This is a genomic window from Candidatus Enterococcus myersii, assembly GCF_017316025.1.
Taxonomy (GTDB): Bacteria; Bacillota; Bacilli; order Lactobacillales; family Enterococcaceae; genus Enterococcus_C; species Enterococcus_C montenegrensis.
In genome coordinates, this window is the sequence record NZ_JAFLVT010000008.1 from 494,868 (window position 1) to 510,563 (window position 15,696).

Sequence of the window (15,696 nt, forward strand, 5' to 3'; positions counted from 1 at the left end):
TTAAAATAAAATTAAAAAAATGGCAAGTTGGTGAGATAGATGAGATTGTTATTGAATACAGCCATGAAAAGACGTTTATATTTAATTGAATTTTTAACGAAGCATCAACGCTGGTGGTCACTAGAAGAGGCTGCAGCTACATTAGAATGTTCAACCAAAACGTTAATAACGGACGTTAACTATATCAACGATGAATTAGAAGAATACCTTCATATTGATATTTCAAAAATGAAGGGAATCAAAGCACAGCCTGTACAGTCCAACAAGATTAATAACATTTATCAAAAAATTCTACAAGATTCCAATGAATTTCAATTTATTGAGGCGGTTTTTTTGAATCCTAATCGAGATGCTGAATATTGGATCAATAAATTGTTTCTAAGTGAAGCAACATTTTATCGTATGGTAAATAGTACGGCTAAAGCATTAAAGAGAAGGGGTTTAGTCTTAGAACGTAAACCATTTCGAATTACAGCTCCAGATGAGCGCTGGGTTCGCTTTTTTTACCAATCTTATTTTCTTGAAGCTTATGGGACTACTGAATGGCCTTTTGACTTGGAACGACAGCAGCTCGTTTGTTTTGTAATGCGGACTTCAACAGATTTTGATATTTTGTGGGATGATCATGAAATTATTGAACACGCATATTTATTAATGGTGACTATAATTCGTGCATCGCAAGGGTTTATGTTAAGTGAAGAGATTTACGCTGAACCGGATGATTTCTTGGATCGTTTAATCAAAAGTAATCGCAGTTATAGTGAAAAATTTGCTGTGACCAATTATAAGTTGGTTCCCATGTGGCACCGAGAAACAAGTCGGACAGTTTTTCACGAGTATTACAACTGGGCAAATCGTCAACAAGAATTTCGTATTCAAACGGCAATTGAACAGTTTTTACAACGCGTGTGTCAGGCAGTTGACTTTCCGCTAAATGAACGGGATGAAAAGAAGATCGTCCAGCAAATGATGGGACTTTATTCGACGTATTCCCTTTACCCTTATGATCGGGAAATCTTGCATAATCAAAGTCAAGAATATGCGCGTAATATTCAACGAATCTATCCAATCTTTTCTAAGATTGTCAGTGTGCACTTAAGAGAAATTGAAAAAGACTGTAATTTTCCTTGGGTACAAAAGACAGAAGCAGATGTGCGCTGCATTTTATTGAAAGAATGGGCTAATTTACCCTTGCAGTTGGAAAGTTTGCGACGTAGTCTAAGCATTTTAGTTGTTAGCCATAGAGGCGTGCGTCACGCAAAAATGTTGCGCTCCTTGCTAAAAGCGCCGTATGGAGATCGTTTTAAAATTGATTTATATAAAGAATCGCCTTTATTTGTTTCTACAGCGGAATTGGAGCACTTTGAAGATTATGACTTAGTTGTCACAAATGACCCAATTCATAACTATCAAAACGAAAATCTCATGATTGTAGATGACTATCTTTCAGAAGCAGACTGGGAAGTGCTGAATCGCCGCATCATTGCAATTCAAAAAGAAGCTTCTGATCGTTACTTAACCCAGCTTGACGCAAAAGACTTTCACTCAGGTCGCTCCGTTTATCCAAGTCGTCAGCCTAATGAACGAATTGCAACTTTTATTATGGATGAGGCATTGGATAATAAAAAACAACAATAAATTTGTTGAAATAATGAACATGGCGCAAAAAGACACCTTGTAACCGCGGTTGGTTACAGGGTGTTTTTTGGTCTATAATAAAGGTAAAATAAGAATAGGAGAATTGCTGATGAGAAAAGAACAGTGGCAAAAAATTAAAGAAAATTACAGTGAAGAGCGAGAATTTTTAGATGGTGTTTTTTATCGTCTGCGCCTGTTACCACAGCATAAAGCTGAGCTGGCAATTATTCATGCAGGTCCGTGTGGTGAGACGATTCATGCACCGAAAATTACATTTGATACTCAAACTTTGCAACCCTTAAGTGCTTTTGATAGTTTGGCAACACCCACCATTAATTTATCTTATGATGAGGCACCAGATAAAGTTGTCGAGTTGTTTGATTTAACAGTGGCAAAATTTTTGCAGGCAAAGAATTTAGGGTGATGTGATGATTGAGATGATAATTTTTGATATGGATGGTTTACTAATAGACAGTGAGCAAATGTATCAACGCGGTTGGTTACAGGTTGCTAAAAAACATGGTATTTCACTGACAAAAGCAGATATGAAGGGGTGGAGTGGGCAAAGTGCTAGTCAAACAATGGCAAAATTAGCTGCTCATTTTGGTTCTGAAGAAATCGTGGAAAAAATGAAAACAGAACGGGAAGTTTTTATTGCTGCTGAATTGGCAAAAGGGGCGTTGCAGTTGAAGCCTTACGCAAAAGAAACTTTAGCAAAAGTCAGAGAAAAAGGTTTATATTGTGGTTTGGCCACCTCTACTTTGAGAAAAAGAGGTAAAATGTATTTGGATTATTTCCAATTGGCGTCTTTTTTTGATGTGATCACATTTGGCGATGATGTTAAAGAATTAAAACCAGCACCAGACATCTATTTGGCAACTGCCGCAAAAGTTGGAGCAAATCCACAAAATACGATTGCAGTCGAAGATTCTTTAACCGGCGCTAAGGCGGCTTTGCAAGCGAAAATGAAAGTTGTGCTCATTCCAGATCAAAGTTTACCAGCCAATCACCGCGATCCAGCTGAAATTGGCTTAACTCCATTTTTACAAGGAACAAGTTTAAAAGTTTTATGGGATTGGTTAGATGCCATGAACTAAAATTTATAATCAAAAATCAAAATTATAGTAGCTTTTCATTCACTGCGGCAAAATGGTGGGTGATCAAAGCTACTATTTTTGTCTCTTGTTTTGTCTCTTGCTCAAAAGAACCGTATTTATTTCTATATAATGATAATTTTGGTAAACTTAAAGTAATGTTTAAGAAGTAACCCCATTTGAAAAGAATGCAAGCCTTTTCTTTATGACAGATTGTCATAAGTGTCAAAAAGTCACGACAAGCTCGTTTTTTTAGATGGTTCCTTAAAATAAAAAATGGTAAAGTAAGCAGGCAGAAAAAAATAAAGGTGATGAATATGCAACATATTAAAAATGTTTTTGAACTATATAAAACAGACTGGAAGCGAATCTTTAAAAATCCAATGGCAGCTTTCTTAATCGTTGCGTTAATGGTTTTGCCTTCTTTATATGCTTGGTTTAATATCAAGGCTTTGTGGGATCCTTATGGCAATACTGGGGAGTTGCCCATTGCCGTTTACAGTGATGACGCAGGGGCGAGTTTACAAGATAAGAAAGTAGAAATCGGCGAGCAGGTGATTGATACTCTTCATGACAACAAGCAACTAGGTTGGCGTTTTGTTGACTCGAAAGAAGAATTAACCAAAGGCGTGCGCTCTGGGAAATATTATGCGGGGATTTATCTTCCAAAAGAGTTTTCCAAAGATTTGTTGAGTTTTACAACGGGAACGATAAAAAAACCGACGATTGAATATTACATTAATGAAAAAATCAATGCAATTGCACCAAAAATTGCTGACAAAGGTGCTACTAGTTTACAAGAACAAATTTCTAATCAGTTCATTGATACTGCTAGTAACACGCTGATGAAAGTTTTCAATGAAGTAGGCTATGATATTGACAGTAACTTAGTCAGCATCAATAAAGTGAAAAATTTGATTTTAACTACCAATGATAATTTGGATCAAATTGAAGGCTATACCAAAGAAGTGGTTGCGTTAAATGATAAGATGCCTGAAATTAAAGAAAAATTGAATAAGGCCAATCAATTTATCGACTATCTACCTCAAGTAGATGAAATGGGCAACAAGTTAGTTAGTTTAAATGATAAAATGCCCCAATTGAAAAAAGAAGCGGCAATTATTTTGGATTTACAAGCTAAAATTCCTGAAATCCAAAACGCAGGGAAACAATTGGCGATGGTTGATGGTGACTTTGAAAATATTAAGAGCACGATGGATGCCGGGATTAAAGATGCCAAGCAAGGTTTAACGATTATTGAACAAGTCCAAAGTGTTTTACCTGATATTCAAAAATTGGGCAATCAGGCACAAGAATTTGCCAATACCACCAAAGAAGGGGCCGAAGAACTGCAAAAGGCTATTCCGAATATCACGCAAAGTGTAAATATGATTTTAAACAATCTGAAATTCATTCATACAGAAGTAAATAGTGCCTTAGAAGACGTGAAGACAGCTTTAGCCGATAACAAATTGACAGATGATGAAAAAAAAGCGATTGATAAATCATTACAAGATTTTGTTAGTCACCTGCAAACGCAACAAACAATCATTCAAAACTTGATTGATTTCATTAATAAGTTGCCAAATTCGAGTAATAGCCAAATTTTACAAGACTTGGTGAGTCGACTAAATAATGCAAAAACCCTAATTAATGGTCTTGCAAATCGCGTGACGACTTTAAATGGCTATATTCAAGCGGGAAATGTGGATGCTGCCCTTAACTTTATTGATCAAGTCCAAAGTGTAGGAAATGAAGTAGATAATGTGTTAAGTGGCATTGATGCTAATCAAATTTCAAGTGAGATTTCAAAAGGATTGACACAATTGATCACAACGATCAATACGGCCGATGGACTATTGACCAAAGCACAACACATTGATTTTCAAGCTTTATTGGCCTCAACCAAGACGACTATTACAAATGCGATTAAAATTTTAGAAAAGTATCAAAAAGAAATGCCAGCAATCGGTAAAGAGTTACATGATGCGAATGTCATGCTAAATGGCCACATGAATGCGATTGTTTCTGGTATTAATAAAGGTGCGGACCTTTATAAAAATGATTTACCTGAAGTTGAGAAAAAATTAGCACTGGCTGTTGATTTTTATGAAAAAGATTGGCCAGGAATCAGAAAAGATTTAACCAGCACTATGGGAATGGTTAATGAAAAATTACCCGAAGTTGAAAAAGCATTGGATGTAGCAACTGGTTTAATTCAAAATAATTGGCCTTCGTTACGCGCAGGCATAAAAAAAGCGGCAACTGCGATTAAAAAAGGTGAAGAAACAGCCGACCTTGGTGAAATCATCAAACTATTGAAATTGGATGCCAATAAAGAAAGTGAATTTTTCACCAACCCAGTTGCGTTAAAAACCAATCAAATGTATCCAATGGCCAATAACGGATCGGCCAGCACACCGTTTTATACCGCACTATGTTTATGGGTGGGGGCCTTGTTACTTTCTAGTGTCGCGGCAACCGATGTCTTTATTGAAGACAAAAATAAAGGTCGCTTTTCAAAACGTGAAACTTTTGTTGCTCGTATGCTAACTTTCTTAACAGAAGGTGTGGCACAGGCCTTAATTGTTACCTTAGGAAATTATTTCTTATTAGGTGTCGATGTTAAACAACCTGTTTATGCTGTTTTATTTGGATTACTAGTGGGACTTTCCTTTATGATGATTGTCTATGTTTTAGCAGCGTTATTTGGTAACATCGGTAAGGGAATTGCGATCATTATTCTGGTACTGTCCATTTCTGGTGGTGGCGGGAACTATCCAATTCAAGTTTCCGGTAAATTTTTCCAAATGATTAATCCCTTATTGCCATTTACCCATGCGGTAGATTTATTGCGGGAGTCAGCGGGAGGAATTTATTGGGCAAATGCTTGGCCAAATATTTTTATCATGTTAGGACTGTTTATTTTCTTTGGTGTCGTTGGGACGATCGCCTATCCATATTTAGAAGGGGCGACAAAAAAACTCGGCAATATGACCAAAGAAAGTCATTTCTTCCATTAAAAGTAAGAGAGCAAATTGTAGCAACGCAAATTACTGCAATTTGTTCTCTTTTTTCTTCTTTTTAGAAAGCGATTTCTTTTGCTTGTTAGTGGTCCTTTAAAGCTTAAAAAAAAGCTGTAGATTTTTAAATGAAATTTTCATTGACTTTTTCAAAAGAGAGGCGTAGCATACACTCTTGATTGCAGCAATTATTTCTATTTTTTGGGTTGTTACAAAACCACGATTAACTATCTTGTTAGACTAAATTATTTCGTAAAGGAGTAAGGAAAAGTGAATTATTTAAAGCGGCTGTTAGTGGGACGGCCTTTAAAATCAGCAGAAAATGATGAACAAAAATTAACGCGGTTTGCGGCGTTAGCATTATTATCTTCTGATGCACTATCTTCAATTGCGTACGGAACAGAACAAATTGTTGTTGTTTTAGTCGCTTTGTCCACAGCTGCAATTTGGTATTCATTGCCAATTGCAGCATTTGTCATTATTTTGTTGGTCTCTTTGACATTGTCTTATCGGCAGATCATTCATGCTTATCCACATGGCGGGGGCGCCTATGTCGTTAGTAGTGAGAATTTGGGGCGGAATGCGGGCCTGATTTCCGGAGGTTCCCTTTTAATTGACTATATGTTAACCGTAGCGGTATCTGTTTCTGCTGGAGCTGAAGCGATTACGTCAGCTGTACCGGCGTTGTATGGACACCAAGTGGCTATTTCCATTTTCATCGTTTTGCTGATTATGATGATGAACTTGCGAGGATTAAGAGAGTCGGCTAGCTTTTTGATGGTGCCGGTTTATACATTTATTGCCGTAATCACGATTTTAATTGCTGTTGGTCTATTTAAAATCATTAGCGGTGCACAACCACTTAATGCAACGGCGCTACCTGGAGCAGCGATTCCGGGAATTTCGATTGCGTTAATTTTACGAGCATTTTCTTCTGGTTCATCTTCTTTAACTGGGGTGGAAGCCATTAGTAACGCTGTACCTTTCTTTAAAAAACCTCGGGCAAAAAATGCAGCTGCAACGCTAGCAATCATGGCGAGTATCTTAGGCTTCTTCTTTGTCGGAATTACTTTTATCAACTATTGGTATGGGATCGTCCCTGAACAAGAGGTAACAGTTTTATCTCAAATCGGGGAAGCTGTTTTTGGTCACGGAATTATGTATTATGCATTACAATTTACGACAGCTTTAATCTTGGCTGTGGCTGCCAATACGGGTTTTTCAGCTTTTCCAGTTTTGGCTTATAATTTAGCAAAAGATAAATTTATGCCGCATATGTATCAAGATCGTGGTGATCGCTTAGGTTATTCCAATGGGATCATAACCCTTGCAGCAGGCTCTATTGTCTTGTTGATTATTTTCCAAGGTTCGACAGAGCGATTGATTCCGCTTTATTCTATTGGGGTATTTATTCCGTTTGCGTTATCACAAACCGGGATGGTCCGTCACTGGCAAAAACAAGGCAGTGGCTGGTTGAAAAAATCCATTGCAAATATTGTCGGTGCCTTTATCTCATATGCGATTATTACAATCTTGTTTGCTTATCGCCTAGGTGATATTTGGCCATTCTTTATCATTATGCCGGTTTTATTATTTATCTTTTACAAGATTCATGATCACTATCGGAAAGTTGCCGAGCAATTGCGTTTAATGGAAGATGAAGCCAAACTTCACACTTACGACGGCAATACCGTGATTGTCTTAGTTGGTAATGTGACCCGCGTAAATGTCGGGGCACTAAATTATGCCCAATCTATTGGTGATTACGTGGTTGCGATGCACGTTTCATTAGATGAAGATGTAAAAAAAGAAAAAGAAATTGAAGCAGAGTTTAAACAAAACTTCCCAGATGTACGTTTTTCTGTTGTTCATTCCTCTTACCGTTCGATTGAAAATCCGATTATCCGTTACGTCGACTTAGTGAGTAAAAATGCCGTGAAACACAACTATACGACAACGGTTATCATTCCCCAATTCGTACCGCGGCGACGTTGGCAAAATATTTTGCACAACCAAACAAGCTTACGTTTGCGGATGCGTTTATCTTGGCGTCAAAATATTGTCGTCAGCACCTATAGTTACCATTTGAAAAAATAAAAAAGACTTGAATTTTTGTACCGATTGTTAAAGGTTAGTTTTTACGCTAGCTCTTAACAGTCGGTATTTTTTTCAAGTCTTTTTTAGTTGATGCACTGATATGTTTTTAACTAAAATTAGCATTCTCAAATGAATAAATCGCTTTACCAAAGCTTTCTAACTAGCTAGCTTCATGTACTAACGCGCCAGCAATAAGCCAAAATTTCAAAGAAATTTGCAGAACAATTTATTGCAATTCTGTCTTATTGCGTGTGAGTAAAACAAGTTTGAAAAACTTTTATTGATGTCTAGTTTTTCAAACTAACTCGCTGTGACAATAAGTCAAAATTTCAAGAAATTTGCAGAACAATTTATTGCAATTCTGTCTTATTGCGTGCGAGTAAACCGAGTTTGAAAAACTTTTATTGATGTCTAGTTTTTCAAACTAACTCGCTGTGACAATAAGCCAAAATTTCAAGAAATTTGCAGAACAATTTATTGCAATTCTGTCTTATTGCTTGCGAGTAAAACAAGTTTGAAAAACTTTTATTATTATTTTGAAGTTTTGCCAGCGGGATCTAGGCGATGTTCTACAATGCTTAAAATCCAGTCTGTGATAATCGCCATTAAAGCAGTTGGTAAAGCACCGGCTAAGATAATTGAAGCACCATCTGTAGCATTTGTACCGCGAATAATAATGTCGCCTAAACCGCCAGCACCCACAAAAGCACCAATTGCTGTAATCCCGATTGCAACCACTAAGGCGTTACGAATTCCGGCCATAATAACGGAAATGGAAAGCGGCAATTCAATCATGTAAAGACGCTGCCAGCTAGTCATCCCCATCCCTTTACCAACATCTAAAGCATTTTTATCGACCTGTTTCATTCCCGTATATGTGTTTTTAATAATCGGTAAAATAGAATAAAGGAAAACCGTTACGATAACGACATTTACCCCTAGACCTAATCCAATCATTAAAATGGATAACATTGCCAGCTGCGGTACGGTTTGAATGACATTAGCAATCCGAATCACCCAATCGGCTAATTTGTGTCTTTTAGAAATTAAAATCCCTAGTGGAATTGCCACAATCGCTGCGAGTAACACGCCATAAATCGAAATTAAGAAGTGACGTAAAAACTGGCTGAAAACGTAGCTGCCGTTTTCTTTAAAGTAATAAACAAATTGTTCGGCTAAATTCATATTTTGCAGATCCATCTACTCACTTCCCTTCGAAATAGTGGTTGTCTTTAAGAAATTTTTCTGCAACGACAGAAGGTTCAACTAAATTATTATCGGCTTCATAATTTAATTTTTGCATTTGCTTGGTGTCTATAACACCTTCTAGGCGTCCTAATGCCGTCTGTAAATCAGGGTATTTTTTTAACAATGCATTATCGGCAATAGCAGCTGCATCATAAGGTGGGAAGAATTTTAAATCGTCTTCTAACATCACCAAGTCGTAGCTGGCAATCCGGCCATCGGTGGAGTAGCCTAATACGATATCCATTTTGCCGGCGGCTACTGCGTCATAAACTAAGCCAATTTGCATCGGTAAAATATTTTTAAATGAAAAACCATATTCTTTTTGGAAGCCGTCATACCCATCACCTTTACGATTAATCCAAGAAGTATCGACGCCGGCAACTAGCTTGTCACTTACATTTTTTAAGTCGCTGATTTTTTTCAAATTATACTTTTCAGCTGTATCTTTGCGAACTAAAAACGTATACGTATTGTCAAAACCATAAGATTTAAACCAAGTTTGTTGATAACGCTTGTTAAACTCGGATTTTACAATCTTAAAAGCTTCGGCGGGATCTTTGACCGGTTCCATGCCCAAGGTGGCAGTTAAGTCAGTCCCGGTATAGCGCGCGGCTGAAATTTGAGCGTCGCCATTTACCATAGCTTGGTTGTTAATTGTAGTAGTCGCCAAGTTATTAATAATTGTCGTATCCAAATCGGTGTAGTGTTCAATCATACCAGCGACTAAACTCGCTAAAATTTGTGCTTCAGAAGTAATACCACCAGTAATGGCAACTGTATTTTCACTACTAGAAGAAGCTAGTCCAGGAAATGAACAACCAGCTAATAAAACCGTCGTCATCAGCGTAAGGAAGAGTGTTTTTAATTTTTTCATTCGTCTGCCCCCCTTAAAGCTTTTGGCGTTAAATAGTTTTCTAATAAACCTAAAAGAAAATCACTTAATAAAGCCAATAGTGTTACTGGAATAGTCCCAGCAAAAATTAAATCAGGTTGGTAGTTATTTAACCCGCTGAAAATTAGATCCCCCAAACCGCCAGCACCGATATAAGAGGCTAGCGTTGCCCAGGCGATGACATAAACTGAGGCTAAGCGAATTCCGGCCATAATGGTTGGCATCGCAATTGGCAGTTCCACACTAAAAATTGACTGCAAATTCGTCATGCCCATTCCGCGGGCGACATCTAGGTAATTGCCATCGACATTTTTCATCCCAATGTAGGTATTCCGTAAAATTGGTAAAAGCGAATAGATGAATAAGGCAATAATCGCCGGTACTTTTCCAACACCAAAAATGGGAATCATCAATGCCAAAAGTGCAAGAGAGGGAATAGTTTGCAACGCAGAGGTGACTGTAATCACAATGTTAGCTGCTTTTTTAAAGCGCGTCAAAAGAACACCTAAAGGCACTGCAATAACAATCCCTAATAGTAAAGCAAAAAAAGATATATAAATATGCTCAAAACTTTTATTTAAAATTTCAGAACCGTGTTTTGCAAAAAAATCAGCCATGCTTTACGCCTCCTCTTTTGCAGATTCAATCGCTTCACTGATGGAAGCTTCATCACCCCATAAAACATCGTAAACAATATCAACCAATGAGGCACGGGTTAAAATTCCGACGACGCGGGTTTTTTGATCCACCACTGGAACATATTTTAAGCCCCGTTTTAAAATGCGCTGCAACACGTCCCGTAGTAATTTATCTTCTTTGACATAAAAGACGTCTTTATTCAAAATATCCCCCACACTAGAGGCTTTTCCGCGCATTTTATCGATAGACTCGACGTCGATAAACCCTTTTAATATTTTGCTGTTATCTGTTACCAGTAGCGTATCCACGCGTTTTTCCCGCATCAAAGAGATTGCTTCACGTAAAGATTTTTCTGGTGTAATCGTAATCGCGCTTTTTAGCATAACTTCGCCAACGGTGGTTGTATCGGGTTTGGCTTGTAATAAGCGGTCTTCACCAATTAATTCTTCGACGAACTCATTCGCAGGATTACGCAAGATATTTTCTGGCGTATCAAATTGGATCACTTTACCTTCACTCATAATGACAATGCGGTTGGCTAATTTTAAAGCTTCGTCCATATCGTGGGTAACAAAAACAATCGTTTTACCTAAACGTTCTTGTAGATCCTTCACTAAATCCTGTAATGCGTCACGGGTAATGGGATCTAAGGCACCAAAAGGTTCATCCATTAAAATGATGTCTTGGTTGGCTGCAAGGGCGCGTACTACCCCAATGCGCTGTTGTTGACCGCCGGAGAGTTCAGCTGGGTAACGATCTAACATTTCTCGTGGTAATTCCACTAGATCAATCATTTTTTCTGCAGTTTCTTTGCGAGTTTGTTCATCTACTTTCAGTAGCTTTTGGACCAAGGTAATATTTTCTCGAATCGTCATATGGGGCATTAAGCCGATATTTTGAATTACATAGCCAATTTTGCGTCGTAATTCCACCGGATTAACTTCCTTGATGTCTTTGTCATTAATTAAAATTTTTCCTTTTGTCGGTTCATTCATCCGGTTAATCATCCGCATACAAGTCGTTTTACCAGAACCACTTGTGCCGATAAAACAGATAAATTCCCCCTTATCAAAAGACAAATTGACGTCTTCGACAGCGACTTTGCCGCCTTTGTAAATTTTTGTTACATGTTGAAATTCGATCAATGTGCTTCACCTCTTCATCTTTTTTCCCTGTAGGTATCACTACTAGTATGAAAGTAAATGGAAAATATGACAAATAATACGCATATTTTTGCAAAAATAAATGAATTAAAGGGTGAATGACAGCGTTTTATTATTTTTGGCTTATTTAAATCCTGTATGAAAAAATTCACGTCGGGATAACGAAATCCTAAAGGCAATCTGTAGTTCTTATTAAACAGATAAACTCAAATTAATTTCGTATATTTTTAAATTGATGCCCTTTGTTTCAAAAAAATTCCAGACACAGAACATGTATGCAAAAAAAAGGCCCAGTGACAAAGATTGTCACTGGACCTAAGTAAAATATTTTTAGTCAACTGGATATAAATTGGCTTCAATTTCCGCCCGCTTATCAGCTAAAAATGGTGGTAAAGCAAAACTTTCCCCTAACGTTTCCAAAGGTTCATCGATAGTAAAGCCTGGCGACATCGTAGCAAATTCAAGTCGGTTACCACCTGGTTCACGAATATAGAGACTCTTGAAGTAACCACGGGAAATAATTTCTTCAATATTCCAATTTTGCTCTTGTGCTTTTTTATATAAATCATCTAAGGCAGCATCATCTTTTACCGCAAAGGCAACATGGTCGATACTACCACGACCCATCCGCATTTTTTCTGGGGTCTTTGTTTGATAAATTTCTAAATGTTCACTTTCACTTAGTTTGATTTGACCAGCGACCACATCCCAATCCAAATAGCGTTTGAAAAAGTCCGCCGTTTTTTCGAGATCAGCTACATGTAGTTGTGTTGAAGCCAACCCGAGGATTTGTTTGTCACCAGGAATATCATTTTTGACCTGTAATTTAGATTTTAATGGACCTTCTGGTACTTCTGTTAAGATTACAGCTACATTATCAGGATCATCAAAAAATAGTTGATTTTCTTGTTGGGTAGCCGCAACACCGGCATTTTCTAACCGTTCTTGCCAATAATTCAAACTATTGTTTGGAATCTTTAATCCAATCGTGGCTAAAAAGTGGTCGTGATCATATCGTTGGCCAAGATGAGGCACAACAAAAAAAGTAACAACACTGCCGGGACTGCCGGTATAATCCCCGTAGTAGTAATGTAGCATTCTATTATTTTCTTGATTGACAGTATTTTTAACAAAACGCATACCCAACAGTTCAGTATAAAACGCAACATTTTGATTGCGGTCTTTGGTTAATAACGAAATATGATGAAACGCTGGCATAAAAGACACCTCTTTTTAAAATTGGAGAAAACAAAGCAGGGGCTAAGTTTCTCTTACTTAATGTAAGGATACTTGCTAAAAGTCTTTTCAGCAAGTATTGTGTCTCATTCATCGTCAAGGCTTCTAAAAAGTGTTAAAATACAAAAGACAATTTCAGGAAAAGAGTGGTAAATATGTTAACAACAGAAGATTTTGATTTTGATTTGCCAGAAGAACTAATTGCGCAAACGCCCTTGGAAAAACGTTCTAGTTCACGTTTGTTAGTTTTAAATCGGCAAACAGGTGAAATGGAAGACAAACACTTTGGGGATATTATTGATGAATTGAATTCTGGCGATGCGCTAGTCATGAATGACACGCGTGTTTTACCAGCCCGTTTGCATGGCGAAAAACCAGATACAGGGGGCCATTTGGAAGTTTTGCTTTTAACCAATACCAAAGGTGATACATGGGAAACACTGATTAAACCTGCTAAAAGAGCTAAAGTGGGGACAGAAATTGTTTTTGGCGATGGTAGATTAAAAGCCGTGGTAGAAGAAGAGTTAGAACATGGTGGTCGCATTATTACTTTTAAATATACGGGCATTTTCTTAGAAATTTTGGAATCATTAGGAGAAATGCCGTTACCACCTTATATCAAAGAACGTTTAGAAGACCCAGATCGCTATCAAACAGTATATGCAAAAGAAAATGGTTCGGCGGCAGCACCAACGGCAGGATTACACTTTACCCCTGAATTATTAGCCGCAATTGAAGCAAAAGGGGTCAAATTGGTTTATCTAACATTACATGTGGGACTTGGCACATTCCGACCGGTTAGTGTCGATAATATCGCTGAACACCAGATGCACAGTGAATTTTATCGTCTGACCGAAGAAGCCGCCCAAGTGTTAAATGATGTTCGTGCAAATGGGGGCAAGATTGTCGCAGTGGGAACGACATCCATTCGTACCTTGGAGACAATTGGTACGAAATTTGATGGTGAAATTAAGGCAGATAGCGGTTGGACGGATATCTTTATTACGCCAGGCTATGAATTTAAAGTTGTCCAAGCTTTCAGTACCAACTTTCACTTGCCAAAATCAACATTAGTTATGTTAGTCAGTGCTTTTGCCGGTCGTAAATTAACTTTGGATGCTTATCAACATGCCATAAACGAGCGTTACCGCTTCTTTAGTTTTGGCGACGCAATGTTTGTAAAATAAATGGCGTAAAAAAATTCCTAAGCAGGTAGTGATCCTTTAAGATTAGCTTTGCTCTAATTTTAAAGGGAAATATCCGCTTAGGAATTTTTTATGGGGAAATAAAGATTTATCCTCCCTTAACTAGGTTTTGACAAGTTAAAAGCATTTTGCCGGTTTGAGATGTGGCGAAAGTGAATTAGAAAATAAGCGTAACAATATCCACCAATACATGAGAAAGCCAAGAGCCCCAAATACTGTGATTTGTTTTTAAATAGACGGAGTTAAAAATCAGGCGTGCCACTCCTTGGAGCAGTAAAACGTGGAGCAAGGTTGAAAATATGGAACCATCCCAATAAACAAAGCTATGCATCAAGCCAAAAATCAAGGCGCTCAAAAGTGAGCTACTCATTAAAGATAGACCTTTATTTCTAGCGGTTTCTAAAATGCCGATACCTAATAATTCTTCTCCCATTAACATAAAGGGGATTTTTAACAGCATACTGCCCAGCTGGTTGGCAATGGGATTACCTGCCCAAGAAAAACCTAAAAAATTAGCCAAGGTACCAACAACAATACCTAAAATTAAGTAACCGACAAATCCTACTAGTATAATCCAAGGATGCTTTGGGAAGGTAAAAATAGTAAATAAGTCTTTCTTAAAGACGATAAGCCAAGCAGCGATACTTCCTAATAGCAGTGCCCACCAGGCCCATGTGAAAAGCGATAATAGTGTAAACCCGATACATAAAAATAAAGCACCCAGCACAATGTTGCGTGTTTGTAGTGGCTTTGATTCTAATCGATTCATTTAAATTTCTCCTTTCTATTTTTTTAGCGTGACCTACATAAATTATTGTAACAGCCAAACTTCTTAATGAAAAAAGATAGCGCTTTAGATAATCAAAAGAGCAACACTGAAGTTTATCGAAATACTATTTGTATACTTTTTTGCAATAGTTAAAAAGACAAAAAGAAGAGGATGGGCTCTCGAGTGCCCATCCTCTTTTATATCATGGAAGGATTTGTTGAAAAGGGTATTTGCAGTTTATATATGCAAAGTATTAATCTCTTGTGTTAAACATAAAATTTTGTTTTCACTACATTTTCTACACTAAAACATGTGATTCTTGTTGCTATTCACTTGTAATTTTGTATCCTGTAATTGTTACGTATTGATTTTTTTACTACATGTTGCTTAATTCTCAACCTCTAATACGCATTCACTATTTATAATTTGGTGCTACTTCACACATATAAATCTAGGTGAATCTTGTACATCGAACAACTTTTAGCTTGTTTAATTTTTCTTCTTTTCGAGATCTCCTTTCCAACAAATATCTTCCTTCCTTACACCCATAGTATAGCACGATATAAAAGCGCTTTCAAGTAATAAACTCACCTTTTTCAAAAGAAAATTCCTACCTTAAATATGAATAAAATATGAACATTTGTGAAAAAACCGCATATAATTTGTGGTCTTAAAAAATCATATGTTATAGT

12 protein-coding genes are annotated in these 15,696 nt (G+C 37.2%); 6 read left to right on the top strand and 6 right to left on the bottom strand.

The features are described from left to right. Positions 1 to 63: 63 nt before the first annotated feature. From JZO76_RS07945 to JZO76_RS07965, 5 genes are all read left to right on the top strand, one after another. Positions 64 to 1,638, top strand: coding sequence for a helix-turn-helix domain-containing protein (locus JZO76_RS07945; RefSeq protein ID WP_242595813.1), 1,575 nt, complete (start codon positions 64 to 66; stop codon positions 1,636 to 1,638). A 109-nt stretch (positions 1,639 to 1,747) separates the two neighbouring features. Next, complete coding sequence (locus tag JZO76_RS07950) at positions 1,748 to 2,062, top strand: hypothetical protein (RefSeq protein WP_206903571.1); 315 nt, start codon at positions 1,748 to 1,750, stop codon at positions 2,060 to 2,062. Positions 2,063 to 2,066: 4 nt separating this feature from the next. Beyond that, complete coding sequence (locus JZO76_RS07955) at positions 2,067 to 2,735, top strand: HAD family hydrolase (protein ID WP_206903572.1); 669 nt, start codon at positions 2,067 to 2,069, stop codon at positions 2,733 to 2,735. Positions 2,736 to 3,049: 314 nt separating this feature from the next. Continuing rightward, the gene (locus tag JZO76_RS07960; protein ID WP_206903573.1) at positions 3,050 to 5,755 is read left to right on the top strand and encodes a YhgE/Pip domain-containing protein; all 2,706 of its coding nucleotides are present in this window, start codon (positions 3,050 to 3,052) and stop codon (positions 5,753 to 5,755) included. Between the two features lie 270 nt (positions 5,756 to 6,025). Then, positions 6,026 to 7,852 carry an APC family permease gene (locus tag JZO76_RS07965; RefSeq protein WP_206903574.1) on the top strand — a complete coding sequence of 609 codons (1,827 nt, stop codon included), beginning with the start codon at positions 6,026 to 6,028 and terminating at the stop codon, positions 7,850 to 7,852. 531 nt (positions 7,853 to 8,383) lie between these two features. On the opposite strand, the gene JZO76_RS07970 is transcribed toward JZO76_RS07965, so the two are convergent. The 5 genes from JZO76_RS07970 to JZO76_RS07990 all read right to left on the bottom strand — a co-directional run bounded on the left by JZO76_RS07970 (position 8,384) and on the right by JZO76_RS07990 (position 13,012). Then, positions 8,384 to 9,046, bottom strand: a complete 663-nt coding sequence (locus JZO76_RS07970) for an ABC transporter permease (protein ID WP_206903657.1) — start codon at positions 9,044 to 9,046, stop codon at positions 8,384 to 8,386. A 10-nt stretch (positions 9,047 to 9,056) separates the two neighbouring features. Further along, the gene (locus JZO76_RS07975; protein WP_206903575.1) at positions 9,057 to 9,974 is read right to left on the bottom strand and encodes an osmoprotectant ABC transporter substrate-binding protein; all 918 of its coding nucleotides are present in this window, start codon (positions 9,972 to 9,974) and stop codon (positions 9,057 to 9,059) included. Then, a complete protein-coding gene (locus JZO76_RS07980; protein WP_206903576.1) occupies positions 9,971 to 10,609 on the bottom strand; it encodes an ABC transporter permease in 639 nt (212 codons plus the stop codon). Before JZO76_RS07980 ends, JZO76_RS07975 begins: the two co-directional genes overlap by 4 nt. Before the next feature lie 3 nt (positions 10,610 to 10,612). Next, positions 10,613 to 11,776: a betaine/proline/choline family ABC transporter ATP-binding protein gene (locus JZO76_RS07985; RefSeq protein ID WP_206903577.1), complete on the bottom strand. Its 1,164-nt coding sequence runs from the start codon at positions 11,774 to 11,776 to the stop codon at positions 10,613 to 10,615. Positions 11,777 to 12,124: 348 nt separating this feature from the next. Next, a complete protein-coding gene (locus tag JZO76_RS07990; RefSeq protein ID WP_206903578.1) occupies positions 12,125 to 13,012 on the bottom strand; it encodes a VOC family protein in 888 nt (295 codons plus the stop codon). A 173-nt stretch (positions 13,013 to 13,185) separates the two neighbouring features. Between JZO76_RS07990 and queA the strand changes: the two genes are divergently transcribed. Next, positions 13,186 to 14,217 carry a tRNA preQ1(34) S-adenosylmethionine ribosyltransferase-isomerase QueA gene (gene queA, locus JZO76_RS07995; RefSeq protein ID WP_206903579.1) on the top strand — a complete coding sequence of 344 codons (1,032 nt, stop codon included), beginning with the start codon at positions 13,186 to 13,188 and terminating at the stop codon, positions 14,215 to 14,217. 175 nt (positions 14,218 to 14,392) lie between these two features. On the opposite strand, the gene JZO76_RS08000 is transcribed toward queA, so the two are convergent. Then, complete coding sequence (locus tag JZO76_RS08000) at positions 14,393 to 15,004, bottom strand: CPBP family glutamic-type intramembrane protease (RefSeq protein WP_206903580.1); 612 nt, start codon at positions 15,002 to 15,004, stop codon at positions 14,393 to 14,395. Positions 15,005 to 15,696: the final 692 nt, after the last annotated feature.

What these genes read in the sequence shown, in the direction of transcription:
- JZO76_RS08000 (WP_206903580.1), bottom strand. Translation starts at nt 15,004, where the DNA reads ATGAATCGATTAGAATCAAAGCCACTACAAACACGCAACATTGTGCTG.
- JZO76_RS07960 (WP_206903573.1), top strand. Translation starts at nt 3,050, where the DNA reads ATGCAACATATTAAAAATGTTTTTGAACTATATAAAACAGACTGGAAG.
- queA (WP_206903579.1), top strand. Translation starts at nt 13,186, where the DNA reads ATGTTAACAACAGAAGATTTTGATTTTGATTTGCCAGAAGAACTAATT.
- JZO76_RS07950 (WP_206903571.1), top strand. Translation starts at nt 1,748, where the DNA reads ATGAGAAAAGAACAGTGGCAAAAAATTAAAGAAAATTACAGTGAAGAG.
- JZO76_RS07955 (WP_206903572.1), top strand. Translation starts at nt 2,067, where the DNA reads ATGATTGAGATGATAATTTTTGATATGGATGGTTTACTAATAGACAGT.
- JZO76_RS07980 (WP_206903576.1), bottom strand. Translation starts at nt 10,609, where the DNA reads ATGGCTGATTTTTTTGCAAAACACGGTTCTGAAATTTTAAATAAAAGT.
- JZO76_RS07990 (WP_206903578.1), bottom strand. Translation starts at nt 13,012, where the DNA reads ATGCCAGCGTTTCATCATATTTCGTTATTAACCAAAGACCGCAATCAA.
- JZO76_RS07945 (WP_242595813.1), top strand. Translation starts at nt 64, where the DNA reads ATGAAAAGACGTTTATATTTAATTGAATTTTTAACGAAGCATCAACGC.
- JZO76_RS07975 (WP_206903575.1), bottom strand. Translation starts at nt 9,974, where the DNA reads ATGAAAAAATTAAAAACACTCTTCCTTACGCTGATGACGACGGTTTTA.